At 60.9% G+C, this 24,508-nt stretch carries 23 protein-coding genes; 13 read left to right on the forward strand and 10 right to left on the reverse strand.

Annotated features, from left to right (window positions below):
- The first annotated feature begins 50 nt into the window (after positions 1 to 50).
- The 4 genes from BFC21_RS24560 to BFC21_RS24575 all read left to right on the forward strand — a co-directional run bounded on the left by BFC21_RS24560 (position 51) and on the right by BFC21_RS24575 (position 4,405).
- On the forward strand, positions 51 to 944 hold the full coding sequence (locus tag BFC21_RS24560; protein ID WP_095005244.1) for a LysR family transcriptional regulator ArgP: 894 nt from the start codon (positions 51 to 53) through the stop codon (positions 942 to 944).
- Positions 945 to 996: 52 nt separating this feature from the next.
- Positions 997 to 1,995: an NAD(P)-dependent oxidoreductase gene (locus BFC21_RS24565; protein ID WP_088379183.1), complete on the forward strand. Its 999-nt coding sequence runs from the start codon at positions 997 to 999 to the stop codon at positions 1,993 to 1,995.
- Positions 1,996 to 2,024: 29 nt separating this feature from the next.
- Complete coding sequence (locus tag BFC21_RS24570; protein WP_088379184.1) at positions 2,025 to 2,846, forward strand: ATPase; 822 nt, start codon at positions 2,025 to 2,027, stop codon at positions 2,844 to 2,846.
- Between the two features lie 236 nt (positions 2,847 to 3,082).
- Positions 3,083 to 4,405: an MFS transporter gene (locus BFC21_RS24575; protein WP_088379185.1), complete on the forward strand. Its 1,323-nt coding sequence runs from the start codon at positions 3,083 to 3,085 to the stop codon at positions 4,403 to 4,405.
- Positions 4,406 to 4,511: 106 nt separating this feature from the next.
- On the opposite strand, the gene BFC21_RS24580 is transcribed toward BFC21_RS24575, so the two are convergent.
- Positions 4,512 to 5,279, reverse strand: coding sequence for a hypothetical protein (locus BFC21_RS24580; protein ID WP_088379186.1), 768 nt, complete (start codon positions 5,277 to 5,279; stop codon positions 4,512 to 4,514).
- A 379-nt stretch (positions 5,280 to 5,658) separates the two neighbouring features.
- On the opposite strand from BFC21_RS24580, the gene BFC21_RS24585 reads away from it, so the two are divergent.
- Both BFC21_RS24585 and BFC21_RS24590 read left to right on the forward strand, forming a co-directional pair.
- Positions 5,659 to 5,916 (forward strand): hypothetical protein, encoded by a 258-nt coding sequence (locus BFC21_RS24585; protein WP_120266591.1) that lies wholly within the window; start codon positions 5,659 to 5,661, stop codon positions 5,914 to 5,916.
- A gap of 317 nt (positions 5,917 to 6,233) precedes the next feature.
- Positions 6,234 to 6,854: a flavin reductase family protein gene (locus BFC21_RS24590; RefSeq protein WP_088379188.1), complete on the forward strand. Its 621-nt coding sequence runs from the start codon at positions 6,234 to 6,236 to the stop codon at positions 6,852 to 6,854.
- Here the strand turns inward: BFC21_RS24590 and BFC21_RS24595 are convergent, their stop codons facing one another.
- Together BFC21_RS24595 and BFC21_RS24600 are read right to left on the reverse strand one after the other, a co-directional pair.
- A complete protein-coding gene (locus tag BFC21_RS24595) occupies positions 6,855 to 7,088 on the reverse strand; it encodes a hypothetical protein (protein ID WP_016779817.1) in 234 nt (77 codons plus the stop codon).
- 32 nt (positions 7,089 to 7,120) lie between these two features.
- The gene (locus BFC21_RS24600) at positions 7,121 to 7,435 is read right to left on the reverse strand and encodes a putative quinol monooxygenase (RefSeq protein WP_088379189.1); all 315 of its coding nucleotides are present in this window, start codon (positions 7,433 to 7,435) and stop codon (positions 7,121 to 7,123) included.
- A gap of 312 nt (positions 7,436 to 7,747) precedes the next feature.
- Between BFC21_RS24600 and BFC21_RS24605 the strand changes: the two genes are divergently transcribed.
- Positions 7,748 to 8,677 (forward strand): AraC family transcriptional regulator, encoded by a 930-nt coding sequence (locus BFC21_RS24605; protein ID WP_088379190.1) that lies wholly within the window; start codon positions 7,748 to 7,750, stop codon positions 8,675 to 8,677.
- Here the strand turns inward: BFC21_RS24605 and BFC21_RS24610 are convergent.
- Positions 8,672 to 10,303: a 5-guanidino-2-oxopentanoate decarboxylase gene (locus tag BFC21_RS24610; RefSeq protein ID WP_120266592.1), complete on the reverse strand. Its 1,632-nt coding sequence runs from the start codon at positions 10,301 to 10,303 to the stop codon at positions 8,672 to 8,674. The two genes, BFC21_RS24605 and BFC21_RS24610, sit on opposite strands and share 6 nt — an antisense overlap.
- A gap of 111 nt (positions 10,304 to 10,414) precedes the next feature.
- Between BFC21_RS24610 and BFC21_RS24615 the strand changes: the two genes are divergently transcribed.
- A complete protein-coding gene (locus tag BFC21_RS24615; RefSeq protein ID WP_095005249.1) occupies positions 10,415 to 11,290 on the forward strand; it encodes a LysR substrate-binding domain-containing protein in 876 nt (291 codons plus the stop codon).
- Positions 11,291 to 11,312: 22 nt separating this feature from the next.
- Here BFC21_RS24615 and BFC21_RS24620 read toward each other — a convergent pair whose 3' ends face one another.
- Both BFC21_RS24620 and BFC21_RS24625 read right to left on the reverse strand, forming a co-directional pair.
- The gene (locus BFC21_RS24620; protein ID WP_088379193.1) at positions 11,313 to 11,930 is read right to left on the reverse strand and encodes an NAD(P)-dependent oxidoreductase; all 618 of its coding nucleotides are present in this window, start codon (positions 11,928 to 11,930) and stop codon (positions 11,313 to 11,315) included.
- A gap of 223 nt (positions 11,931 to 12,153) precedes the next feature.
- Positions 12,154 to 13,038, reverse strand: coding sequence for an MBL fold metallo-hydrolase (locus BFC21_RS24625; RefSeq protein WP_088379194.1), 885 nt, complete (start codon positions 13,036 to 13,038; stop codon positions 12,154 to 12,156).
- Positions 13,039 to 13,150: 112 nt separating this feature from the next.
- Here BFC21_RS24625 and BFC21_RS24630 point away from each other — a divergent pair, with 112 nt between their 5' ends.
- Positions 13,151 to 14,056 carry a LysR family transcriptional regulator gene (locus BFC21_RS24630; RefSeq protein ID WP_120266593.1) on the forward strand — a complete coding sequence of 302 codons (906 nt, stop codon included), beginning with the start codon at positions 13,151 to 13,153 and terminating at the stop codon, positions 14,054 to 14,056.
- 466 nt (positions 14,057 to 14,522) lie between these two features.
- Here the strand turns inward: BFC21_RS24630 and BFC21_RS24635 are convergent, their stop codons facing one another.
- A complete protein-coding gene (locus BFC21_RS24635; RefSeq protein WP_088379196.1) occupies positions 14,523 to 15,404 on the reverse strand; it encodes a helix-turn-helix domain-containing protein in 882 nt (293 codons plus the stop codon).
- Between the two features lie 173 nt (positions 15,405 to 15,577).
- Here BFC21_RS24635 and pobA point away from each other — a divergent pair, with 173 nt between their 5' ends.
- Together pobA and BFC21_RS24645 are read left to right on the forward strand one after the other, a co-directional pair.
- Positions 15,578 to 16,762 carry a 4-hydroxybenzoate 3-monooxygenase gene (gene pobA / locus BFC21_RS24640; protein WP_120266594.1) on the forward strand — a complete coding sequence of 395 codons (1,185 nt, stop codon included), beginning with the start codon at positions 15,578 to 15,580 and terminating at the stop codon, positions 16,760 to 16,762.
- A 59-nt stretch (positions 16,763 to 16,821) separates the two neighbouring features.
- Positions 16,822 to 18,339, forward strand: a complete 1,518-nt coding sequence (locus BFC21_RS24645; RefSeq protein ID WP_088379198.1) for an MDR family MFS transporter — start codon at positions 16,822 to 16,824, stop codon at positions 18,337 to 18,339.
- A 34-nt stretch (positions 18,340 to 18,373) separates the two neighbouring features.
- Here BFC21_RS24645 and BFC21_RS24650 read toward each other — a convergent pair whose 3' ends face one another.
- From BFC21_RS24650 to BFC21_RS24660, 3 genes are all read right to left on the reverse strand, one after another.
- Complete coding sequence (locus BFC21_RS24650) at positions 18,374 to 19,708, reverse strand: sigma-54 dependent transcriptional regulator (protein ID WP_088379199.1); 1,335 nt, start codon at positions 19,706 to 19,708, stop codon at positions 18,374 to 18,376.
- A 3-nt stretch (positions 19,709 to 19,711) separates the two neighbouring features.
- The gene (locus tag BFC21_RS24655) at positions 19,712 to 21,466 is read right to left on the reverse strand and encodes an ATP-binding protein (protein ID WP_095005257.1); all 1,755 of its coding nucleotides are present in this window, start codon (positions 21,464 to 21,466) and stop codon (positions 19,712 to 19,714) included.
- A gap of 75 nt (positions 21,467 to 21,541) precedes the next feature.
- The gene (locus BFC21_RS24660; protein WP_088379200.1) at positions 21,542 to 22,267 is read right to left on the reverse strand and encodes a 4'-phosphopantetheinyl transferase; all 726 of its coding nucleotides are present in this window, start codon (positions 22,265 to 22,267) and stop codon (positions 21,542 to 21,544) included.
- A gap of 131 nt (positions 22,268 to 22,398) precedes the next feature.
- On the opposite strand from BFC21_RS24660, the gene BFC21_RS24665 reads away from it, so the two are divergent.
- The gene (locus tag BFC21_RS24665) at positions 22,399 to 23,076 is read left to right on the forward strand and encodes a response regulator (RefSeq protein ID WP_016779832.1); all 678 of its coding nucleotides are present in this window, start codon (positions 22,399 to 22,401) and stop codon (positions 23,074 to 23,076) included.
- The gene (locus tag BFC21_RS24670; protein WP_095005259.1) at positions 23,073 to 24,419 is read left to right on the forward strand and encodes an ATP-binding protein; all 1,347 of its coding nucleotides are present in this window, start codon (positions 23,073 to 23,075) and stop codon (positions 24,417 to 24,419) included. Before BFC21_RS24665 ends, BFC21_RS24670 begins: the two co-directional genes overlap by 4 nt.
- The last annotated feature ends 89 nt before the right edge of the window (positions 24,420 to 24,508 follow it).

A 24,508-nucleotide genomic window follows, 5' to 3' on the forward strand; every position in this document is an offset into this window, starting at 1 on the left:
TTGGCTGTATAAGAAAAACCAATATTGCTGATCGCTCATTAGGAAAACTGATGTTCGACTATAAATTACTCTCGGCCCTCGCTGCGGTAGTAGAACAAGCCGGTTTTGAACGGGCGGCGCAGGTGCTTGGGCTGTCACAATCGGCCATCTCCCAGCGCATCAAACTGCTTGAGGCCCGCATCGGCCAGCCGGTGCTGGTGCGCGCCACGCCACCGACCCCGACCGAGATCGGCCGGCGCCTGCTTAACCATGTACAGCAAGTGCGTTTGCTTGAGCGTGACTTGCAAAGTGCGGTGCCGGCGCTGGACGAAGACGGTTTGCCGGAGCGGTTGCGGATCGCCTTGAATGCCGACAGCCTGGCCACCTGGTGGGCGCAAGCCGTGGGCGATTTTTGTGCCGAGCAACACCTGCTGCTGGATATGGTGGTTGAGGATCAGACCGTTGGCCTCAAGCGCATGCGTGCCGGTGAAGTGGCAGCCTGCCTGTGCGCCAGTGAGCGCCCGGTCGCCGGGGCCCGCAGCGTGTTACTGGGCGCCATGCGATACCGTGCGCTGGCGAGCCCAGGCTTTATTGCGCGGCATTTTCCCCATGGGGTGAGTGCCGCGCAGTTGTCAAAAACGCCAGCCCTGGTGTTCGGCCCGGATGATTTTCTGCAGCATCGCTACCTTGCCGCACTGGGCGTCGAAGAGGGTTTCGAGCACCATTTGTGCCCGTCCTCAGAGGGCTTTATCCGCCTGGCCGAGGCCGGCCTGGGGTGGGGGCTGGTGCCTGAACTGCAAGTGCGCGAGCAGCTTGAAAGTGGAGCACTGGTAGAGCTTTTGCCAGATAAACCCATCGACGTGCCACTGTACTGGCATCATTGGCGCAATGGCGGACAACTGCTGGGGCAACTGACCGAACATTTATCGCGTTCGGCAGCCCGCTGGTTAGTGCCTTTGGCCTGATAACCGGCGTTTAAAGAGCAAGCAGCACGAACTACAGCATTTGGAGTGATTGATGAAGATTCTGGTCACCGGCGCAAGCGGCTTTATTGGCGGACGCTTTGCGCGTTTTGCCCTGGAGCAGGGCTTTGACGTACGGGTCAGCGGGCGTCGGGCCGAAGGTGTCGAACACCTGGTGCGACGCGGGGCTGAATTTATCCCGGGGGATTTGACCGATGGCTTGCTGGTGCGCGATTTGTGCGTCGATGTCGATGCGGTGGTGCATTGTGCGGGGCATGTGGGCGCCTGGGGGCGTTATCAGGACTTCCACCGTGACAACGTGCTAGTGACCGAAAACGTGGTTGAAGCCTGCCTGAAACAGCGGGTGCGGCGCCTGGTACACCTGTCTTCGGCAGCGTTGTACTTCGATGGCCGCGACCACACCGACCTGGCTGAGGAACAGGTGCCCAAGCGCTTCAGGCACCCCTATGCCGCCACTAAAAACCTGGCAGAGCAGAAGGTGTTTGGTGCCCAGGAGTTTGGTCTTGAAGTGGTTGCCCTGCGCCCGAGCCTGGTTACCGGGGCAGGGGACATGAGCCTCTTCCCGCGATTAATCAAGCAGCAGCGCAAAGGCCGGCTGGCCATTGTCGGCAACGGTCTGAACAAGGTCGACTTCACCAGCATGCAAAACCTTAACGAGGCGCTGATGAGCAGCTTGCTGAGCAGCGCTGCGGCGTTGGGCAGGGCCTATAACATCAGCAATGGCACGCCGATACCGTATTGGGATGTGGTCAATTACGTGATGCGCCAGATGAACGTGGCGCAAGTGACCCGTTACCGGGGCTACACCCTGGCCTACTGCCGTGGAGCGCTTAACGAAGCGGCCTGCAAGCTGTGGCCGGGGCAGCCAGAGCCGTCACTCTCGCGTTTGGGCGTGCAGATCATGAACAAAGACTTTACCCTCGACATCAGCCGCGCCCGGCATTACCTCGACTACGATCCCAAGGTGAGCCTGTGGGCCGCGCTTGATGAATTCTGCGGCTGGTGGAAAGCTCAGGAATCGCCCTACCGCTAACCACTGCCTGCCCTTTCTAAAGGTTTACGATGCGTAACGATGCCCGCGACGACTTTGACAATGTGCCGACCCTGCGCGCTGATGCCCATGACCATGATGAGCCGCAGGCCAGCTTTGGCGCCCGAGAGCGCACCACGGTGTACTCGCGCAACACGCCGGTGATCAAGGTCAAGGGCCCGAGCACCGGACCTTTGTGGACCTTGATCTGCGCCTTGCTGGTGGCCGTTGGCGGGTTGGCCTGGTGGAGCTTTCAGCAGATTTCGCTGATGGAGCAACAGTTGGTGGCCACCCAGGAGAGTTTTGCCCGTATCAGCGAAGAAGCTGCGGGGCGCCTGCAGGCCATTTCCGGCAAGGTGGTTGCCAGTGAGTCGACGATCAATACCGGCAGCGAAGCTTTGAAGATGCAGATCAAGCAGCTTGAAGAACAGTTGCTGGAGCAGAGCAAGCGCCAGCAAGGGTTGGTGGCGGGGCAGCAGGGGGATCTGGATCAGCGCTTTGAGCAAATCAATGCGGCCATGCTGCTGCAAGTGACGGCGCAGAAAGAAAACCAGGCCAAACTCGAAACCGAGATCAAGAACCTGGGCACTGAGCTGGCCACGCTCAAGACGGGTGTCGCCCAGCAGGTCGCAGAGGTGGCGGCCTTGAAGAAACAGGGCAACCCGAGCGCGGCAGTGGAGCGCCTGGAGCAGGACATGATCGTGCTCAAAAGCGAGCTGGAGAACCGCCCGGCTGCGGCTCAAGGCGCCAACGCGGCCGAGTTTGACGTGTTCCGTGCGCAGATGACGCGCAACATCAACACCCTGCAAAGCCAGATTCAGAACCTGCAAAAGCAGATCAGCGCTCGACCTTGACGGTTTTCCCCTCTCCCGCAGGGAGAGGGGGCTGATGTGTGGCATCAGCATATCTGCATTTGCCTGTCGGCGGATTTCCGCTTACTCCTGCGCTGAAAGTCAGCGGATTCCCGCTTATCCATCTCCCGCAAGCCATGTAAACCGTGGCCTCAAGCGTTGGCACAAGTCCTGCTATAGCCCAGCAAGCTCGCGTTTTGACGCGCTATAAAAAAACAAATAAAAGAAGGATCCATTCAATGGATAACTCCAGCACCCTGCCTGCCGGGGCCGTGTCTGCGGCGCCTAAAGAAAAGACCACCTCCAGCCGCATCAAATCGATTTTCAGTGGTTCCGTCGGCAATATGGTCGAGTGGTACGACTGGTACGTATACGCCGCGTTCTCGCTGTACTTCGCCAAGGCCTTTTTCCCCAAGGGCGACACCACCGCACAACTGCTCAATACCGCTGCGATCTTCGCCGTGGGCTTTTTGATGCGCCCCATCGGTGGCTGGCTGATGGGCCTGTATGCTGACCGCAAAGGCCGTAAAGCAGCACTGATGGCCTCGGTATTGCTGATGTGCTTCGGCTCGCTGGTGATTGCCCTGTCGCCAGGTTACGAAACCATCGGCGTCTGGGCACCGATCCTGCTGGTCTTCGCCCGCTTGCTGCAAGGCTTGTCGGTGGGCGGTGAATACGGCACTTCGGCCACTTACCTGAGTGAAATGGCGACCAAGGAACGTCGCGGTTTCTTCTCCAGCTTCCAGTATGTGACCCTGATTTCGGGCCAGCTTATCGCCCTGGGCGTGCTGATCGTGCTGCAACAGACCCTGACCGAAGAACAGCTGTACAGCTGGGGCTGGCGCGTACCCTTCGTGATCGGCGCCCTGTGTGCCGTGGTCGCGCTGTATCTGCGTCGTGGCATGGAAGAAACCGAGTCGTTCAAAAAGACCAAGGTCAAGCCTAAAGAAAGCGCCATGCGCACCTTGCTGCGTCACCCCAAGGAACTGATGACCGTCGTCGGCCTGACGATGGGCGGCACCCTGGCGTTCTACACCTACACCACCTATATGCAGAAGTACCTGGTGAACACGGTGGGCATGAGCATCTCGGACTCCACCACCATTTCGGCCGCCACATTGTTCCTGTTCATGTGCATCCAGCCGCTGGTGGGCGGGCTTTCGGACAAGATCGGCCGTCGTCCGATCCTGATCGCCTTCGGTGTACTGGGGACCCTGTTTACCGTGCCGATCCTCACCACCCTGCACACCATCACCACCTGGTGGGGCGCGTTCTTCCTGATCATGGCCGCACTGATCATCGTTAGCGGCTACACCTCGATCAACGCCGTGGTCAAAGCGGAACTGTTCCCCACGGAAATCCGCGCACTGGGCGTAGGTTTGCCTTACGCACTGACCGTGTCGATTTTTGGTGGTACGGCTGAATATATCGCGCTGTGGTTCAAGAGCGCAGGTATGGAAACTGGCTACTACTGGTACGTTACGGCTTGTATTGCCTGCTCGCTGGCGGTGTATGCCACCATGAAAGACACCCGCAAGCACTCGCGCATCGACACTGACTGACGGCCCACCCAGTGGTGTGGGAGCGGGCTTGCTCGCGATTGAATCGCTGCGCTGCAACTGAAACACCGCAGCGTCTGCATCGCGAGCAAGCCCGCTCCCACAGGGGTTAGCCGATGCTGCTACCCGACAGGCTGGCCGATTGGCCGGCCTGTTTGTTTTTCAGATACGCCGCCCCGCCAATCATGACCACCAATATCCCCGCCAGCACCAGCGATGAGCCGATGGTGCCGAAGTCCAGCCCGCCCTTGTCCAGGGGTTTGGTCAGGAAGTCGCCCAGGGTTGCGCCAAACGGGCGCGTCAGTACAAATGCGACCCAGAACAACACCACTGGCGAGATTTTGCTGAAGTAGCGCGCCAGCACCACCACCCCGATGGTCGCGCCGATAAACAGCGCGCCGCCAGCAAAGCCCAGCCCCGAATCATCCGCCAGGTAGTCACCCAGGGCGGTGCCCAGGGTGTTGGAAAACAGAATCGCCATCCAATAGAACATCTCGCCGCGTCGGCTCTGCACCTGGCTGACGTTGAGTGACTCGCCGCTCCATTTCCAGAGTGCAAAAATCGCCACCAGTATCGACACCAGAATCAACGAGCCCGTGGCATAGCCCAGGCCCAGCGTGCGGTCCATAAAGTCCGACATGGTGGTGCCGGCGGTGCTGGTGGACAGAATCACCAGCCAATACAGCACGGGGTTGTAGGTTTTGGAGAACAACTGAGTCAGCAAGGTCAGTACAAACACGCTGATAAGCAGCATCGAGCTGACGGCATAGCCCACATTGAGGGTCATCGACAGCAAGTCGCCCGCGGTTTCGCCCAGGGTCGTGGCGCAAATTTTCATCACCCAAAACGCAAGGGTGATTTGTGGAAGTTTGTTCATTCGGTCGAGGCTCCAGTGTTTATGGGGGCAAAGCCGTTTTTGGGATCGGCTTTTTTGCCCGCGCAAGACTGGTGCTCGAGGAGTGAAAAATAGGTAGTGGACAGATGAAAAGCCTGTCTGTGAATACGATTTTTCCCAATTAATTGTCAGTTAATACTGTTAGCCCACTATCAATCTCAGCAACGCCTGTGGGCCGGCTGAAGTGCTCAGCCACCCTGCGCAACGATGGACAGCCTGTACAACCTGTTTTTGTGCGGGTCTATACATCGAATTAACTGATTTATTTGTGCTGTTTTTTGCGCTTTTTAATCAAATTAATCGGCGTAGTCTTAAACCCATAGCCACTCAACATCCCAAACACGAAACAAGGAACTTCATCATGAAAACCCAACTTATCCTCGCTACCGTCTTCTCCGTCCTGGCCTTCAATGCTGTTGCCGCCGACGGTTTCGACCGCACTCACTCGTCGAGCTTTGCTGAAGACGGTTACAGCCGCACCGGTTCTGCTGCAGTTGCTGCTGACGGTTATGACCGTACAGGTTCGGCCACTTTTGCCGAAGACGGTTTCAGCCGCACCAAATCGGCCACCTTCGCCGCTGACGGTTACGATCGCACCGAAGGCGCCCGATTCAGCTAACCGCTGAAACAGGCACTCCAGCCCGGCCTTGGCCGGGCTTAGTCGTTTTTTGGGGGGAGGAAAATGGTGGTTCACTTGTAGCAGCTGCCGAAGGAACGAGGCTGCGTTCGGCGACGTAGTCGTCGTAAATCCTGAGTACCGGTTTTAACTGGCGCACCCCATTGTCTGATTTTGCGACGGCTTCGCCGCCGAACGCAGCCTCGTTCCTTCGGCAGCTGCTACGAAAGCCTCGCAATTCGGCATGGAAGCTTTTGTAATCAACCCAAATGCCTTGCACTATATGGGCCCTCTATCTCAGCCGTTTGCGGACTCTTCCCATGCATGACGATATCCATTTCTATGAACCTTCCCAGGGCCACGGCCTGCCCCATGATCCGTTCAATGCCATTGTTGGCCCGCGCCCCATCGGCTGGATTTCGTCACAGGACGCCCAGGGCCGGCTGAACCTTGCGCCCTACAGCTTTTTCAACGCGTTCAACTACATCCCGCCGATCATCGGGTTTTGCAGTGTGGGTCGCAAAGACAGCCTCAATAACATCGAGCAAACCGGCGAGTTCGTCTGGAACCTCGCGACCCGGCCGCTGGCCGAAGCCATGAACCAAAGCTGCGCAATGGTCGCTCCCGAGGTCAATGAGTTCGAGCTGGCAGGGCTGACGACCGTGCCGTCTCGGGTGATCAGTGTGCCGCGCGTGGCCGAAACGCCAGTGTCGTTTGAATGCAAGGTCACCCAGATCATCCAGCTGCAACGGGCAGACCAGGAGCGGGTGCCAAGCTGGCTAATTCTGGGGGAGGTGGTGGCGGTGCATATTGCCAGGCACCTGCTCAAGGACGGGATTTACGATACCGCCGCCGCCGAGCCGATCTTGCGCGGCGGCGGCCCGGCGGATTACTTCCAGCTGGGCCCCGAAGCATTGTTCAAGATGCATCGCCCACGCTGATTACCACACCAGCTCGGCGTCTTCAGTGACGCCTTGCAGGGCTTCAAGTTGCTCGGCTGCAGCGGCATCGGCGGCGGTCGCAGTCTTGAAGGTCTGCTCGATGAGAATTTTGTGAAAGCGCGGGGTTCCACCTTCGTACAAGGCTTTGACCGCAATTGCTGCGTGATAAACACCCGGTTCTACCGGGACTACAGCGGATACCGCTTCAAACTGTGCAAATTCCTTACGCGCCATGCGCCAACTCCCGACAGTGAAAAACCGCCATTCTACCTCTTCGGCCCGCCTGCATCGCTGAAGGTCTGAAAATCGAGGCTGTCCACCACCTGCTGGTGTACCAGGGTGCCGTAGATATCCATCAGCGCTGAGTTGAAGTAGGCCTGCATCGAGGGTTCATCCTGCCAGTAGCCTGCAACCTGCCACAGCAGCGGATCGTTATCGCACTGTTGCAAGGCAAAATGCAGGCAGCCGGGGGTTTGCAGGCTCGGTTCGATCAGTTGGCTCAGGCAGGCCTCGACCTGGGCCGAGCACCCGGCGCGGGCGCGAACTACGGTCATATGACTGACGGCATTGGGCTGGGGCATGCTGGCCTCCACAAAGGAAAGTGGTGTTGGGGGGAGGTTCAAAGCTTAAGGGGCGCAGCAACTGACCGTTAGTCGATTCCTGCCCGAGGCTTGCACGATCCTGCAAACCCCGGCCTGCCAGCCGCCTGCCCGGACCATCGGGCAAGCGGCCTGGCTATCAGGGTTTCGAGCAAGGTTGTGCGTCTGCGCCGGGTTCGGCGGGGGGCTGCTCCCGGGCTTTGACAGGATCAGGCAAGACAACGGCAGAAATTAGCTACCCCTTGGCCTTGCACAAACTTAAGCTGTGCCATCACTGCAAGAAGGATGCGCCCCATGTCCCTGCTGGAACCGCCCCGGCCCGCGCTCGACCCCGCCTTTGAAATGCAGCGGGTGGAACTGGCCGACCTGATTTTTCGTCACGCCCCGCAAGACGGCTCGTTCACCACCGGCGTCGAGGCGCTGTTTGTGTCGCGCTACAGCCAGCCCAGCGATTTCTCTCCGAGCCTGCCCAAACCCGCTTTGTGCATCATGGCCCAGGGGCGCAAAGAGGTACGCCTGGCAGACGAATACTTCGCCTACGACCCGCTCAATTACCTGGTGGTTTCGGTGTCGATGCCCATCAGTGGCCGGGTGCTGGAAATATCCCCCGAGCACCCGGTACTGGCTTTGCGCCTGGACATTGACCCGGCCGAGATAGCCACGCTGATCAGCGAGGCTGGCCCTATGGGCGTGCCATCACGACCTACCGGGCGCGGGCTGTATGTCGAACCCATCGACCCGTTGATGCTCGATGCACTGCTGCGCCTGACACGTCTGCTCGATACTCCCAAGGATATCGCCATGCTGGCGCCGCTGATTCGCCGCGAGATTCTGTATCGGCTGTTGCGCAGCCCGCAGGGCCACCGGCTGTATCAGATCGCTAGCGAGAACAGCCAGAACCACCGCGTTAGCCGGGCGATTTCCTGGCTTAACGGTAACTTTGAGCAGCCGTTGCGTATCGACAGCCTGGCACGCGAAGCCAATCTTAGCGTGTCGACCCTGCACCACCGGTTCAAGGCCATGACCGCCATGAGCCCGCTGCAATATCAAAAGCAACTGCGCCTTAACGAAGCCCGCCGGTTGATGCTCAGCGAAGGCCTCGATGCCTCGGCTGCGGGCTATCGCGTGGGCTATGAAAGCCCGTCGCAATTCAGCCGCGAGTACAGTCGTCAGTTTGGCGCGCCACCGGTACGGGATCTGGCGCGCCTGCGCATGAGCTTATAGGCCCAGAGATTGCTGCCAGCGCAGCTCATCGATTTCAATCACGCTGGGCCCCTGGTGGTCGGCGGCGCTGGCCAGTGCTGCGCGCAATTGCGTTTCGTTCCCGACTGCCTGCGCGGCACAGCCCAGGGCCTTGGCCACGCCGATAAAGTCCGGGGTGTAGATGTCCACGCCAACAGGCTCGATGGCGCGATTGAGCATGTATTTCTTGATCTCGCCGTAGCCCTGGTTGTTCCACAACAGCACGATGATCGGCGTTTGCGCCTCCACTGCGCTGGCCAGTTCGGCCAGGGTAAATTGCAGGCCGCCATCACCTATCAGGCACAGCACCGGGCCGCCGGGTTTGCCCTCGGCACGACGCCCCAGCCAGGCCCCCACTGCCGCGGGCAGGGCGTAGCCGAGCGTGCCATAGCCCGTGGATGAGTTGAACCAGCGCCGCGGCTGTTCGGGGTTGAAGGTCAGGTTGCCGGTGTACACCGGCTGGGTCGAATCGCCGACGCACACGGCATCCGGCAGCACCTCGAAAACCGCCTGCAAAAAAACCGTCTGGGCACGGGTCGGGGCATCCCATTCGGTGGCCAGCTGCGCCTGCAGACGGCTGACCCGCACAGCTCCCCACTGCGGATCCCGTAGTGGCAACGGCGCAAGACTTGCCAGTAGAGCCTCGCTCGCCAGGTTGGCATCGGCTACCAGCGCCAGTGTCGGCGGGTAATTGCGTACGGTCTGGTCGGGGTCGATATCAATACGCAGCAGTGCGCCGGGGATTTTGAAGCCGCCGGCAAACGTCACGTCGTAATCGGTCTCGGCCAACTCTGTGCCGATCGCCAGCACCACATCGGCCTCGGCCACCAGCGCCCGTGTGGCGACCAGGCTTTGGGTCGAGCCGATCAACAGAGGGTGAGAGGAGGGCAGCATGCCCTTGGCGTTGATGGTCAGGGCCACCGGCGCGCCGAGGCGCTCGGCCAGTTGCGTCAGTGCCGGCGCCGCATCGATCGCACCGCCGCCAGCCAGGATCAGCGGCCGCTTGGCCTGGGCCAGACGCTGGCTCATCTGCTCAATCGCAGCAGGCGCGGCGCCGGGGCGGGCAATGTGAACGGGCAGGCTGGCAAGCAGCGCATCGGCGTTCTCCACCAGCACGTCGAGCGGGATTTCGATATGCACCGGGCGAGGGCGCCCGGCCTGAAACAGCGCAAAGGCTCGTGCCAGCACGGCTGGCAACTCAGCTGCCGACATCAGCGTATGGGAAAACGCCGCGACCCCAGCGACCAGCGCGCTTTGGTTGGGCAGCTCGTGCAACTTGCCGCGCCCGCCGCCCAACTGGCTGCGTGACTGCACACTGGAGATCACCAGCATCGGGATCGAGTCGCCATAGGCCTGGCCCATTGCCGTGGTGATATTGGTCATGCCCGGCCCGGTGATAATAAAACACACCCCAGGTTTGCCACTGGTGCGGGCATAGCCGTCGGCCATAAAGCCTGCACCCTGCTCATGACGCGGGGTGATGTGATTGATCGTCGAACCGGCCAGCCCGCGATACAGCTCAACGGTGTGCACCCCCGGAATGCCGAACACCTGCTCGACCCCGTAGGCCTCCAGCAACTTGACCAATACCTCGCCGCACGTCGCCATGTGTCCCGTTCCTTTTTTGTTCTGGAAAAGACCATTGAAGCGGTCGGCTGTGGTGCGCACAACGCAAACGTGCTCATACTAGCCATGTCCTGTACTCATGGCTGACCACTCATGAAACGCCTCCCGCCGCTTCCCGCATTGCATACTTTTCTGATCACGGCCCAATGCTGCAACTTCACCCGTGCCGGTGAGCAGTTGCATATCACCCAGGGGGCGGTCAGCAGGCAAATTGCCGGTCTGGAGGAGCATCTGGGTTACCCGCTGTTCCATCGTCAGGCCCGTGGTCTGAGCCTGACCGAGCAGGGCCAGGCGCTGTACCCGCGTATCGAGCAGGTGTTTGACTTGATCGGCGAGGCCGTCGAGCATGCGAGCGTTCGCCGCAGCCCGCTGCAAATCAAGGCCCCTACCTGCATGCTGCGCTGGCTGTTGCCCAAGTTGCTGCACTGGCAAGAACTGCGCCCGGACGTGCCGGTTGAGCTGACCAGCAGTGTGCAGCACGGGGTGGATTTTCGCCGCGAGGCATTTGATGCTGCGGTGGTCTACAGCCCGCAACCGGGGCCCAAGCGTCAGGGCCGCCATCTGTTCGACGAACAGCTGACACCGGTCTGCGCCCCGCATCTGCTGGATGGCAGCGGCGCTATCAACCAGCTGGGCGATCTGGCACAACACACCCTGCTGCACCCCAGTCGCGACCAGCAGGACTGGACCCACTGGCTGAGTGCGGCGGGAGGCGATGTATCGGCCATCCGCAAAAGCCAGTACTTCGACACCCTGGACCTGGCCATGACCGTGGCCGCCCAGGGCAACGGCGTTGCCATAGGCGACTGGTCACTGATAGGCGATGACCTGAAGGCCGGCCGCCTGGCCATGCCCTTTGACTTCAAGGTGCGTACTGGCGGCGCCTACCTGCTGGTGTGTTCACCACGCCACGAGGCATCGGCGCCGTTGCTTGAGTTGCTGGACTGGTTGGTGGCGCAGACTTTGTAAGTCCTCCTGTGGGAGCTGCGCCTCAATACCCCACGGTAAACCGCTGGCGGGAGTGCTTGGGCTGTTCGACTTCATCGAGCATGGCGATGGCAAAGTCGGCAAAGCTGATCCAGCTTTTGCCTTCGCTGTTGATCAGCAGGCGGTCTGTGCCCAGGCGGAACTTGCCCGTGCGCTCACCTTCGACAAACTCGGCCGAAGGTGACAGGAAGGTCCAGTCCAGGTCTTTTTCTGCGCGCAAGGTATCGAGGTACACGCCGCCTGCCGTGGCTTCTGGCCGGTATTCGTCAGGGAAGCCCGGGCTGTCGATGACTTTGGTGTCGCCTGGCAGCAACAGTGAGCCTGCACCACCCACAAACAGCAGGCGTTTGACCCCGGCCTTTTTCACCGGCTCGATAATGGCCGAGGCCGGCAGGGTCGAGAAATGCGCGGCGCTGAGCACCACGTCATGGCCGGTCACGGCGTCTTGCAGGGCCTGGGCATCGTTGACATCAACGTCCTTGACCACCACGCCCGCCCGCTCGCCCAGTTTTTTCGAGGCATTGCGGGCAATGGCCGTGACACTGTGGCCACGACGCAGGGCTTCTTCCAGCAGTTGGCTGCCAGCACGGCCGGTAGCCCCGATGATTGCGATCTTGCTCATGATGTTCTCCAGTGAGTAGGTAGTAACGTCAAACATTCAGTTCAAGGCCCGTAGCAGCTGCCGTAGGAACGAGGCTGCGTTCGGTTGCGCAGCGACCGTAAACCCTGGAATCCGGATCTGACTGGCACACCGCAGTATCTGATTTCACGACGGCTGCGTCGGGGTGACGCCTTACGCCGGACGCAGCCTTGTTCCTTCGGCAGCTGCTACGCAGGTTCTGCATTCACCACTTCATTTCGCCCTTGGCCACCTTGGCGCTCAGCTCCAATGAAGACTCTTCGCCCAGGTCCGGGTAGCGTTTTTTCATGGCTGCAATCAGTTCGCCCGAGTTGCTGGCCTTTAGCGCCTCCTCATCGAACGCCTTGATGTAGTCACGGGTGAAATACACGGCTTTCAACGACCGGTCGCTGTCACCCAGGTAATGGCCCGGTACCACGATTTTCGGTTGCAGGCTGTCGATACGTTTAAGGGTGGCCAGCCATTGTTTGTGCGATTGCGGGGTCTGGGTATCGGCCATCCAGACATGCAGGTTGTCAGCCACGACCACGCCACCGACCACCGCCTTGATCGAAGGGATCCACACAAAAGTACGGTCCGGCTGGCGCCCGCTCAGGCCGACGATATCCAGCTCATGTCCTTCCAGGTCCAGGGTGTTGCCCTTGAGCACCTGCGGCACGATGAGCTTTTGCGGCATATCGGCGCCCATTTGCGGGCCCCAGAATGCCAGTTTGGCGTCTTTGGTCTGGTTGATGTGCTCGACCACCGGCCCCGGGGCCACCACCTTGGCGTCCGGGAACGCCTGGGTCAGGGTCTCCAGGCCGAAATAGTAGTCCGGGTCGCCGTGGCTGATGTAGATGGTGGTCAGGTGCTTGCCACTGGCGCGAATCTTGTCGACCACTTGCCGGGCCTGGGCCTTGCCAAATTGGGCGTCGACCAGGATGGCGTCCTTCTCGCCACTGACCAGCACTGACGACACCGGGAAAATCGCCGCCGCCCCCGGGTTGTACACATCCAGGGTCAAGGGCGCCGGAGCCGCCGCAGCATGGGCGGCAAAGCCCAGCATCACAGCGCTGAGAACAAAACGACGAAGGGTGGAAAATCCGCTCATGGGTGATTCCTGAGTCAATGGCCAAGATCGGCGATGGACAGAGCTTAGTTGCCCGATCAAGAACTAAAAATGCGATGCTTGAACATAGTTTGTTTCAGATATCGGGCAGATCATGGATCGTCTTATTGCAATGCGGGTGTTTGTCACCGTCGTCGACCTTGGCAGCCAGTCAGCTGCTGCTGATCACCTGGACCTGTCGCGCCCGGTGGTTTCGCGCTATCTGGCCGAACTTGAAGAATGGGTGGGGGCACGCCTGATGCACCGCACCACGCGCAAGCTGAGCCTGACCGCCGCCGGCAATGAAACCCTGCCGCGCTGTCGGCAGTTGCTGGAACTGGCCGACGACATGCAGGCCGCCGTGGATGTGCCCAGTGATGCACCACGGGGGTTGTTGCGCATCAGCGTCAGCACCTCGTTCGGCCAGGCGCAACTGGCGGCGGCCGTCACCGACTATGTGCGGCTTTACCCGCAGGTCAGTATCGACCTGCAGATGCTCGATCGCACGGTCAATCTGGTGGATGAACGCATCGATCTGGCGATTCGCACCAGCAATGACCTGGACCCGAGCCTGATCGCCCGCAAGCTGACCGTTTGTCGCTCAGTGCTTTGCGCATCCCCGACCTATTTGCGTCAACACCCGGCGCCGCAACAGGTCGATGACCTCAGTGGGCACAACTGCCTGACCCATTCCTACTACGGCAAGAGCCTGTGGCATTTCACTTGCGCGGGTGAGGAGGTGTCGGTACCGGTGCAGGGCAATATCAGCGCCAACGAAGCCAGCACCCTGTTGAGTGCCACACTGGCGGGCGCGGGAATTTCGCTGCTGCCCAGCTACCAGGCGGGGGTTTTTGTGCAACGCGGTGAACTGGTACGCCTGCTGCCGGACGCCGAGCCGCGGCTGATGAATATCTACGCGGTATACGCCTCGCGCAAACATATGCCGGCCACGCTGCGCAGCATGCTCGACTTCCTGGCCGAGCGCTTTGCCGATGAACCGGAGTGGGATAAAGACTTGTAGTCGCTGAGGAGCGCAGCGAGGCTGCGATCGGCGGCGTAGCCGTCGTGAAACCTGAGTCCACGATTTACCTGAAACATTGCACAACCCGACTTTACGTTTGCTCCGCAACCGCTCGCAACCGCTCGCAACCGCTCGCAGCCTCGCTGCGCTCCTCAGCGACTACAGGATTTGGGTACATAGTCCATTTGAAGGATGAAATCGGGCGCAACCACTCGTACAACTGGTATGGCAAGAACCTGTGTCTGAACTAGCCTCAAAGCTGTGACGTCAAGGGAGCCAATGCCATGACTACCAAAACAAGAACAAGATGCATGACCGTTTTTATCGTTTTCGCTGCCGCTGTCCTGTTTGCAAGCGCTTGCTACCGCGCCGAGCAAACCCGCCAGGCAGCCGGATTGACCGCCAGTTGCAATGGCGCGCACTGCAATGCCATGTTCAGCGCTCTGAGGTAGCAAACACCAGAGTGTCAGGGCGGGCTGATCATGTCAGTCCGCCCTTCTCGAAACGCACTGGGCGATGTCCCGGTCAAGCGTCGGAAAAACCGCGCAAAATATGCCGGGTCTGCAAACCCCAGGCTGTCAGCCACTTCGCTGATGGTCAGCGGTGTATAGATCAAATGTCGCTTGGCCTCCAATAACAGCCGCTGATGGATGATCTGCAAGGCCGACTGCCTCGCCAGTTCGCGGCAGATGCTGTTCAAGTGCGCCACTGAAATGCCCACCTGATGTGCCAACTGCTCAACACCGGGTTGCTGGCGGAACTGCGCCTCGACCTGCTGATTGAACAGGCCCAGATACTCGCGCCCCCGTGGTAACAACTGCCGCGCCTCACGACGCTGGATCACCTGGCGCGCCACCCATACCAGCAGCACACTGATCAGCGACTGCAAGAGCATGTCGCGGGCAGGCTGTGCGCCGACATATTCGCGTTGCACCTCACTGAACAGGTTGTTGAGGTAATCACTGTCCTTGCCTGCGGGGTAACTGGCGACCCGCTGCAACAGACTGATGTTGCCGCCCAGCTGGGCTTGCAACTGCGCCACCAGCGGCGCGGCCAGGGTCAGGACAAAGCCTTCCACGTTCGGCGAAAACTGAAACCCGTGGACGCACAGAGGCGGGATGACCTGAATCGCCGATTGCTCCAGAACATGGCGCTGGCCCTCGACTTCAACCTGCGCTCGACCCTTGTGCACATAGAGCAACTGGCACAGGTCAGCATGCCGATGGGGGCGGATCTCCCAATCGTGGACGCGGCTGCGCAGCGAGATGGTTTCGCAGTGCAACAGGTCAGGGCTGAGCCAGTCCTGCTGCTCACCGTAAAGCTTGAACACCGGGATTGAAGGAATCATTGGCGCCGTACCTGTTGTCGGGTTGTAAGCCGATAATCGCACCGATTGGCGAAAAGTACCGGTAATGCCGTGGTTATCACCTTCATTTGCTGCGCTCGCAAGCGAAAAATACAGGCACACACCTATAAGAACCTGCTCGCCCCACGGGGTCGAGGCTACGCGAGACAATAACAATGAGAACTCAAGTCGCCATTATCGGAGCGGGTCCTGCGGGGCTGCTGCTCGGTCAACTGCTGCACAACGCCGGGATTGATAACGTGATCCTCGAACGCCAGAGCGGCGACTATGTGCTCGGGCGGATTCGCGCCGGAGTGCTGGAGCAGGGCATGGTCGACCTGTTGCGCCAGGCCGGTGTCAGCCAGCGCATGGACGCCGAAGGGTTGGTGCATACCGGCTTTGAGTTGGCCCTGGATGATCGCCGGGTGCATATCGACCTCAAGGGCCTGACCGGCGGCAAGACTGTGATGGTGTATGGCCAGACCGAAGTCACCCGCGACCTTATGGCGGCCCGCGAAGCTGTTGGTGCGCACACCCTGTACAGCGTCAGCAACGTTCAGCCCCACGATATGAGAACCGATGCGCCTTACGTCACCTTCGATAAAGAAGGCGAAAGCGTGCGCCTGGACTGCGATTACATTGCGGGCTGCGATGGTTTTCACGGCGTCGCACGTCAGTCGATTCCGAGTGATGTGCTGAAAATTTTCGAACGGGTGTATCCCTTTGGCTGGCTCGGGGTACTGGCCGACACTCCGCCAGTCAATGACGAACTGGTGTATGCCCGCCACGAGCGCGGCTTTGCCCTGTGCAGCCAGCGCTCGGCCAGCCGTAGCCGCTATTACTTGCAGGTGCCGGCAGAAGAAAAAGTCGAGGACTGGTCTGATCAGCGCTTCTGGGCCGAACTGAAAACCCGGCTGCCAAAGGCGTTGGCCGAGCAGTTGGTGACGGGCCCATCCATCGAAAAAAGCATCGCGCCCTTGCGCAGTTTTGTCGTTGAACCGATGCAGTACGGGCGCCTGTTTCTGCTGGGGGATGCCGCCCATATCGTGCCGCCGACCGGGGCCAAGGGCCTGAACCTGGCCGCCAGCGATGTCAGCACCTTGTTCAATATGTTGTGCAAGGTCTACACCGAGGGTCGTACCGAGTTGCTGGAACGCTATTCCGAGGTGTGCCTGCGACGAATCTGGAAGGCCGAGCGCTTTTCGTGGTGGATGACCTCGATGCTGCACCGCTTCCCGGACAGCGACGGCTTCAGCCAGCGTATTGCTGACAGCGAGCTGGCATATTTCGTCGACTCCGAGGCAGGTCGCACCACCATTGCAGAAAATTACGTCGGTCTCCCTTACGAAGCTATCGAATAGGAGCCTATCGAGTACACTGAGGGCCATCCGATTCAAGCTTTGCGCCTACAGGTGTTCTCGTGACCAGTCTGAACCAGCCTCCCCAGGCCAAACCGGCCATTCGCAGCATTCTGATCGCCCTGATGCTGGCGATTTTTCTGGGGGCGCTGGATCAGACCATCGTCGCCGTTTCCATGCCCGCCATTTCTGCCCAGTTCAAGGATGTCAGCCAGCTGGCGTGGGTGATATCCGGTTATATGGTGGCCATGACCGTCGCGGTGCCGATCTACGGCAAGCTCGGTGACCTGTACGGGCGCCGGCGCCTGATGCTGTTCGGCATGGGCCTGTTTACCCTGGCCTCGCTGTTTTGCGGGCTGGCGCAAAACATGGAGCAATTGGTACTGGCGCGGATCATTCAGGGCATTGGCGCCGGCGGTATGATCTCGGTCAGCCAGGCGATCATCGGCGATATCGTGCCGCCCCGTGAGCGCGGCCGTTACCAGGGTTACTTCAGTAGCATGTATGCCCTGGCCAGTGTCGCCGGGCCGGTGCTGGGTGGCTATATGACCGAGTACCTGTCATGGCGCTGGGTATTTCTGATCAACCTGCCACTGGGGCTGGCGGCCTGGTGGATTTCCCACCGCACCCTGGTCGGCCTGCCCGTGCCGCAGCGCAAACCCATTATTGATTACCTGGGCACGATGCTGATGATCTTCGGCCTGACCTCACTGCTGCTGAGCATCACGTTTATCGGGCAGGGCCAAAGCTGGCGTGACCCGCAAGTGGCAGGCTTTCTGGGGGTGGCGCTGATCGCCCTGGCGCTGTTTGTCTGGCATGAACGGCGCACGCCAGAGCCGCTGCTGCCCATGCACCTGTTTGCCAACCGCAATGCGGTGCTGTGCTGGTGTACGGTATTTTTCACCAGCTTCCAGGCCATTTCCCTGATTGTGCTGATGCCGCTGCGCTATCAGAGCATCACCGGCGCCGGTGCCGACAGTGCGGCCTTGCACCTGTTGCCGCTGGCCATCGGGCTGCCGATGGGGGCCTACTTCGCCGGGCGCATGACTTCGGTGACCGGGCGTTACAAGCCGATGATCCTGAGCGGGGCGGTGCTGATGCCCCTGTCCATTCTGGGCATGGCCTTCAGCCCGCCCGGCGCCGAATGGTTGAGTGGCGTGTTTATGTTGTTCAGCGGGATTGCCAGCGGCATGCAGTTTCCGACGTCGCTGGTGGGCGCGCAGAACTCGGTGCAACAGCACGATATTGGCGTGGCGACCAGCACCACCAACCTGTTCCGTGCGTTGGGCGGGGCGATGGGGGTGGCGTTGATGTCGGCCCTGTTGCTGGCGCTGCTGCACGGTTCATTGCCGGTGCCGGTCATGGGCCAGCCGCTGATTGGCGAAGGCAGCTCGGGCAATGTGTTGCTCGACAGCCTCAGCCAGGTTCAGGGTCCGGCCCTGCAAAGCCTGCGGGCAGAGCTGCTGCTGACTTTTCGTCAGTTGTTGAGCATCAGCGCGGCGGTGTCGTTGCTGGGGCTGGCGGCCGCACTGGCGATGCCCGACCAGGTGCTGCGCGGGCGTGAGGACAAGGCGCGCTAGGGCAGGTCAAAAGCCCCTGGGTACGGCGAGGGGCTTATTCGGCACTCAAAAACGCTTCACGCACCAGGCCGTGGCGCTGCATTTTTTCATTCAGGGTACGCCGCGGCAGTTGCAGCTCATGGAGTACGGCCTTGATATCGCCCTTGTGCCGGGTCAGTGCCGCGCGCAGGCATTGCGCCTCAAAGGCTTCCTGTTGTGCCACCAGCGATTGCCCCACGTCGGTGTCGGGCAGTTGCGGCTCGCCCAACCCCAGCACATCCCGCTCGGCCACGTTGGCCAGTTCGCGCACGTTGCCGGGCCAGGCGTGGCAGAGCAAACGCGCCAGCTGCGGGCCGCTCAGCACTTGTAGGCTGCGCCCCAGGCGTTCAGCGGCATGGCGGGAAAAGGCGTCGTACAACAAGGCAATGTCCTCGCGCCGCTCCCGCAGCGGTGCCAGGCGTAACTCGGCCACAGTCAGGCGATAGGCCAGGTCTTCACGAAAGCGTCCGGCGCGGGCTTCGTCGAGGAGGTCGGGTTTGGTCGCGGCAACCACCCGCAAATTCACGCTGATGCTCTGGTTGGAACCCAGGCGCTCGAGCTTTTGCTCCTGCAGCACCCGCAGCAATTTGGCTTGCTGGGCCAGCGGCATGCTTTCGATTTCATCCAGAAACAGGGTGCCACCATCGGCGTACTCCAGCTTGCCGATGCGCTTGCCCTGGGCGCCGGTAAAGGCGCCGCTTTCGTGGCCAAACAATTCGGCTTCAAACAACTGCTCGGGGATGGCCGAGCAGTTGAGGGCGACAAAGGGCTTGTCGGCCCGCGGACCAAAATCATGCAGGCAGCGGGCGACCAGTTCCTTGCCGCTGCCAGTCTCGCCGCGAATCAGCACATTGACCGGCAGCGGCGCCAGCTCCAGCACCTGGCGGCGCAAGGTCTGCAAGCTGCGCGATACCCCCAGCAGGCGCCCGTCGATCTGCTCACGCAGGTCGGCTTGTTCGTGCAAGCGACGGTTTTCCAGGATCAACTGACGTTTTTCCAGCGCGCGGCGCAGGCTGCCAAGCAATGCTTCGGGGCTGAAGGGCTTTTCCAAAAAGTCGTAGGCACCTGCGCGCATGGCCTCCACTGCCATCGGCACATCGCCGTGGCCGGTCAGCAGGATCACCGGCAAGTCTGCATCCAGTTGCTGCAAGCGGTTGAGCAGGGCCAGACCACCCATGCCCGGCATGCGCACATCGCTGACAATCACCCCGGCAAAGTGCGCTGGCAACTGACCAAGACAGTCTTCGGCGCAGGTGAACAACTGCACGTCAAAGCCGCTCAGGCTCAGCCACTGCTCCACGGCATTGCGAATACTGGCCTCGTCATCGACCACGATCACCGAATTGAGCATGTTTCAAGATTCCTGTGCGATGGGCAGCGTCAGCGTGAATTGCGCACCATCCGCGTGGTTGCAAGCAGTCAAGCGGCCGCCGATTTCGTGAACAATGGCGTAAGACACCGCCAGCCCCAAACCCAGTCCGTCGCCCACAGGCTTGGTGGTGAAGAACGGGTCGAAGATTTTACCCAAGTGCTGCTCGTCAATTCCGCCGCCACTGTCGGTCACGGTCAGGCACCACAGTTGCTGGTCGGCTTCGATGCGGATCTCAAGGCGCTTGCGCGGTTTGTCACGCATGGCGTCCAGGGCATTGCGCAGCAGGTTGATCAGCACCTGCTCCAGGCGGATGGCATCGCCGCGTACCCAAGCCGGGCGTTGCAGGTTGACCTGCAGGTCGATCTGCTCGTCCTTCAGGCGCGGCTCCAGCAGTTGCAAGGCTTGATCCACCACAGTGGCCAGATCCAGCTTTTCGCGCAGACCGCTGGGGCTTTGCCTGGCGTAGGTTTTCAGGTGGCCGGTGAGGGCGGCCATGCGCGTAAGCATCTGTTCCAGGGGCGCCAGGGCTTTATAAGCATCGTCGATGCGGCCGTGGTCGAGCAACAGGCGCAGAGTTGCCAGCTGCATGCGCTGGGCGGTCAATGGCTGGTTGATTTCGTGGGCCAGCGCCGCTGACATTTGCCCCAGTGCCGCCAGTTTCGCCGACTGTACCAGGCCATCCTGGGCCGTGCGCAGATCCTGGGTACGGGCCTGCACCAGTTGCTCCAGCTCTTCGCGATTGCGCTGGCGCAAACGGGCCAGCCGCCAGCGCTGCAGCAGAAACAGTGCCAGAAACACCAGGGCCAGCCACAGGCCGATACCGGCCAGGGCGGCATTGCGCCGGTCATCGGCTGCGGCCTGGGGGCGTTGCAGCAGGTGCAGGGTCCAGCCCTCGGTGCTCAGTGGCAGAGAACTCCACACATAATCGGCCCGACCCTGCGGGCCGTCGACCCGGGTCAGGACGCTATTGTCGGAAAAGCTGCGCAAGGTGCGGGTGTGCATCAGGGTCAATGGCTGCTTGTGGTATTGGCGGGTGCTGGCAATGGCACTGCGGTCGCTGTCGCTCAACGGGCGCAGATGGCGATAGCGCCAGCCGGGCTGGTTGGCAATGAAAAGGATGCCCCGGGCATCACTGACCAGCAGGATGTCGTTGCCGTGGCTCCATTCCCGTTCCAGTTGCGGAAACTCGAGTTTGACCACCATTGCCCCGAGAAAGCGGCCGTCAGCATCGAGCACAGCGCTGGACAGAAAATACCCCGGGATGCCACTGGTCACGCCCACCGCGTAAAAGCTGCCGCTACCCTGGCTGCGGGTCTGGCTGAAGTAGGGCCTGAAACCGTAGTTGTGGCCCACATAGCTGTTGGAGGTGTTCCAGTTGCTGGCGGCCACTGCCAGCCCGCTGCTGTCGAGCAGTTCCAGGGTCGAGGACTGCGCCGCGCCGTTGATGCGTTCCAGTTTGCGGTTGAGGGCGGCCTGTACCTCGGGCGTGACCGGGTTGCTCAGGGCGTTGACCAGTTCGGCGTCCAGCGCCAGTACAGCCGGCAGGGCGCGATAGCGTTCGATCAGGGTGTGCAGCGAGTTGGCATACAGGCTCAGTTGCTCTGGCCCGCGCCTGGCGCTTTCTTCCAGGGCATGGCGCTCGGCCTGACGCATCGCCCAGCCGCCAGCCAGAGCTGCTGCGGCCACGATCAGCAGGCAATACAGCGCCAGACGCAGGGCGCGAGACATCACAGGCATGGTGGCAAACGCTCGAAAAGAGGGGGGCGAACGATAACATGGCAGGCGTGTTCAGCGCCCACAGGGCAGCAGGGGTCAGGCTTTTATCGCCACCACGGTGAGCAATTGCCCGTCAACCAGAGCAAACTGCGCATCCAGTTCGCTGCCGTGTTGCCAATCGGTAGACAGGTCGGTGAGCAGGCGCAAGCGCACATGACCTTCGGGCGTCCAGTTAAGGACTTCGGCGTGCTCAAAATAGAAGCGCTTTTGCACCAGCGGGAACAGTGCCTTGAACAGGCTTTCCTTGACCGAAAAGGTCAGGGTGACCAGCAGCGCGATCTGCTCGGCAGGCCCGGCGAGCATGCGCGCAAGTTCGTCGGGGGTGAGGATTTCCTTGGCCAGGCGCTGGGCGCGTTCTGGGCTGAGCAGGGTTTCCAGGTCGATGCCCAGCCCTTGCCAGTCGCGCCGCAATGCCACCAGGGCCGCAGCGCGGCCTTTGCTGTGGGTGATGGCGCCGCAGATATGGGCGGGCCAAACGGGGGCGCGGTCTTCGCCCAAGCCGGGGGCGGCCAGAGTGCCATCCAGTTGCAGCATGGCTGCGCGGGCGCACAGGCGCCCGGCCAGAAATTCGGCCTGGCGTTTGGCCACAGAGCGTTGAATACTCGCCGGCATGTCTATGTTGCTGCGGGCAAAGTCATCGTCTTCCAGCTGGGCAGGGATAAAGTCGGTGCTTAGCCAGGCACTGGCAGCCAGCGTGTCTGGCAAGGGCCAGTCGGCGCGCAGCGGCGTGCAGCAGGCAGGCAGGGCGGGAAGTCGGTTCATGGCGCCATTGTGCCGGGGCTTGGCCCGGCTGTGCAATTGTTCAGAGTCTGTTCAGGGCACACGACTTACTGTGTAGCTAGGCTGTATAGGACACACGTCCTTAGAGACGCGGATTGGCTTGGGAGAGCGCGATGAAATTGCTGGTGGTTGAAGATGAGGCGTTGCTGCGCCATCACTTGCAAACCCGTCTGACAGAAAGTGGCCATGTGGTCGAAGCGGTGGCCAATGCCGAAGAGGCGTTGTACCAGACCGAGCAGTTCAACCATGATCTGGCGATGATTGACCTGGGCCTGCCGGGGCTTGGCGGCCTGGAGCTGATTCGCCAGTTGCGCGCCCGGGGCAAGACGTTTCCGATCCTTATCCTCACTGCGCGTGGCAATTGGCAGGACAAGGTCGAAGGGCTGGCCGCAGGTGCGGACGATTATGTGGTCAAGCCGTTCCAGTTCGAAGAACTGGATGCGCGGCTCAATGCCTTGCTGCGCCGCTCCAGTGGCTTTACCCAACCGACCATCGTGGCCGGGGCACTGGTGCTGGACATCAACCGCAAACAGGCGGTGCTTGACGGCGAGCCGCTGGCGCTGACCGCCTATGAATACCGGATTCTTGAATACCTGATGCGCCATCACCAGCAAGTGGTGGCCAAGGACCGACTGATGGAGCAGCTGTACCCGGATGACGAGGAACGTGATCCGAATGTGATCGAGGTGCTGGTCGGGCGCCTGCGACGCAAGCTGGAGGGGGCAAACGGTTTTAAACCAATCGATACAGTGCGCGGCCTGGGGTACTTGTTTACTGAGCGCTGCCGATGATTCGTTCGCTACGCGTTCGATTGATGCTGGCGGCAACCTTATTGGCCGTGTTGTTTATGCTGGCATTGCTGCCAGCGATGCAGGGAGCGTTCAGTCTGGCGCTCAAGGACGCCATCGAGCAGCGTTTGGCGTCAGATGTCACCACGCTGATTTCAGCGGCAAAGATGGAAAAGAACCGTCTCAAGATGCCGGCGCTGCTGCCGGATGAGCAGTTCGACCTGCCAGACAGTCGCCTGCTGGGCTACATCTATGACCGCGACGGGCAACTGGTGTGGCGCTCACGCGCCACCCAGGAAGAAACCATCAACTACCGGCCGCGCTATGACGGGCGCGGCAATGAATTTGCGAGCATTCGCGAGGCCAACGGCGAAGAGTTCTTTGTCTACGACGTGGAGGTCAAGCTGCTAGGCGGCAAAAGTGCGGCCTTCAGCTTTGTCGCCCTGCAACCGATGCGCGAATACAACCGCACGCTGGAAGGCCTGCGGGAAAATCTTTATCTGGGGTTCGGCGCAGCTTTGATTGTGCTGCTGGCATTGCTATGGATTGGTCTGACGTGGGGGTTACGCGCCTTGCGACGTTTGAGTCAGGAACTGGATGAAATCGAAACCGGCACCCGCCAGAGCCTCAGCGAGCAGCATCCGCGCGAATTGCTGCGCCTGACCGGTTCCTTGAACCGCTTGCTGCAAAGCGAGCGCGAGCAGCGCACGCGCTATCGTGATTCCCTTGATGATCTGGCCCACAGCCTGAAAACCCCGTTGGCGGTGTTGCAGGGGGTAAGCGAGAGCATGGCCCAGCGCCCGGCCGATCGTGAACAGGCCTGGGTGCTGCAAAGCCAGATCGAGCGCATGAACCAACAGATCGGTTATCAGTTGCAGCGTGCCAGCTTGCGCAAGAGCGGCCTGGTGCGTCATCAGGTCGAAGTGCTGCCCGTGGTACAGAGTCTGTGCAACACGCTGGACAAGGTGTACCGCGACAAGGGCGTCAAGGTCAGCTACGACATCCCTGAACTGAGCCATCTGCCGATCGAGCAAAATGCCTTGCTGGAATTGCTCGGCAACCTGTTGGAAAACGCCTATCGGCTGTGCCTGAGCCAGGTTCGCATCAGCCTGCACCGCAATGCCCACGGCATTGAAGTCTGCGTGGAAGACGACGGCCCGGGCGTGCCGCCGGATCAGCGTGCGCGCATCTTGCAGCGTGGCGAGCGCCTCGACCGCCAGCATCCGGGGCAGGGCATAGGCCTGGCGGTGGTCAAGGACATCATTGAAAGTTATGACGCCATGCTGACCCTGGACGACTCGTCATTGGGCGGGGCGGCGTTCCGGATTCATTTTCCGGCGGGGTGAAACCTGTGAAATGACATCACCGCGTGCAGGCAGACCCACCGCGTCGCCTGCATCGCAGGCAAGCCAGCTCCTACAGGTTATGGGGGGGG

It is taken from the genome of Pseudomonas sp. TMW 2.1634, from assembly GCF_001703595.1.
GTDB lineage: Bacteria > Pseudomonadota > Gammaproteobacteria > Pseudomonadales > Pseudomonadaceae > Aquipseudomonas > Aquipseudomonas fragi.

Coding starts and splice junctions, on each gene's coding strand:
- BFC21_RS24650 (WP_088379199.1), bottom strand. CDS start 19,708: ATGCTCAATTCGGTGATCGTGGTCGATGACGAGGCCAGTATTCGCAAT.
- BFC21_RS24655 (WP_095005257.1), bottom strand. CDS start 21,466: ATGCCTGTGATGTCTCGCGCCCTGCGTCTGGCGCTGTATTGCCTGCTG.
- BFC21_RS24635 (WP_088379196.1), bottom strand. CDS start 15,404: ATGATTCCTTCAATCCCGGTGTTCAAGCTTTACGGTGAGCAGCAGGAC.
- BFC21_RS24670 (WP_095005259.1), top strand. CDS start 23,073: ATGATTCGTTCGCTACGCGTTCGATTGATGCTGGCGGCAACCTTATTG.
- BFC21_RS24605 (WP_088379190.1), top strand. CDS start 7,748: ATGTCCCTGCTGGAACCGCCCCGGCCCGCGCTCGACCCCGCCTTTGAA.
- BFC21_RS24660 (WP_088379200.1), bottom strand. CDS start 22,267: ATGAACCGACTTCCCGCCCTGCCTGCCTGCTGCACGCCGCTGCGCGCC.
- BFC21_RS24625 (WP_088379194.1), bottom strand. CDS start 13,038: ATGAGCGGATTTTCCACCCTTCGTCGTTTTGTTCTCAGCGCTGTGATG.
- BFC21_RS24565 (WP_088379183.1), top strand. CDS start 997: ATGAAGATTCTGGTCACCGGCGCAAGCGGCTTTATTGGCGGACGCTTT.
- BFC21_RS24665 (WP_016779832.1), top strand. CDS start 22,399: ATGAAATTGCTGGTGGTTGAAGATGAGGCGTTGCTGCGCCATCACTTG.
- BFC21_RS24630 (WP_120266593.1), top strand. CDS start 13,151: ATGGATCGTCTTATTGCAATGCGGGTGTTTGTCACCGTCGTCGACCTT.
- BFC21_RS24580 (WP_088379186.1), bottom strand. CDS start 5,279: ATGAACAAACTTCCACAAATCACCCTTGCGTTTTGGGTGATGAAAATT.
- BFC21_RS24600 (WP_088379189.1), bottom strand. CDS start 7,435: ATGCCCCAGCCCAATGCCGTCAGTCATATGACCGTAGTTCGCGCCCGC.
- BFC21_RS24570 (WP_088379184.1), top strand. CDS start 2,025: ATGCGTAACGATGCCCGCGACGACTTTGACAATGTGCCGACCCTGCGC.
- BFC21_RS24615 (WP_095005249.1), top strand. CDS start 10,415: ATGAAACGCCTCCCGCCGCTTCCCGCATTGCATACTTTTCTGATCACG.
- BFC21_RS24620 (WP_088379193.1), bottom strand. CDS start 11,930: ATGAGCAAGATCGCAATCATCGGGGCTACCGGCCGTGCTGGCAGCCAA.
- BFC21_RS24610 (WP_120266592.1), bottom strand. CDS start 10,303: ATGGCGACGTGCGGCGAGGTATTGGTCAAGTTGCTGGAGGCCTACGGG.
- BFC21_RS24595 (WP_016779817.1), bottom strand. CDS start 7,088: ATGGCGCGTAAGGAATTTGCACAGTTTGAAGCGGTATCCGCTGTAGTC.
- BFC21_RS24590 (WP_088379188.1), top strand. CDS start 6,234: ATGCATGACGATATCCATTTCTATGAACCTTCCCAGGGCCACGGCCTG.
- pobA (WP_120266594.1), top strand. CDS start 15,578: ATGAGAACTCAAGTCGCCATTATCGGAGCGGGTCCTGCGGGGCTGCTG.
- BFC21_RS24575 (WP_088379185.1), top strand. CDS start 3,083: ATGGATAACTCCAGCACCCTGCCTGCCGGGGCCGTGTCTGCGGCGCCT.
- BFC21_RS24585 (WP_120266591.1), top strand. CDS start 5,659: ATGAAAACCCAACTTATCCTCGCTACCGTCTTCTCCGTCCTGGCCTTC.
- BFC21_RS24560 (WP_095005244.1), top strand. CDS start 51: ATGTTCGACTATAAATTACTCTCGGCCCTCGCTGCGGTAGTAGAACAA.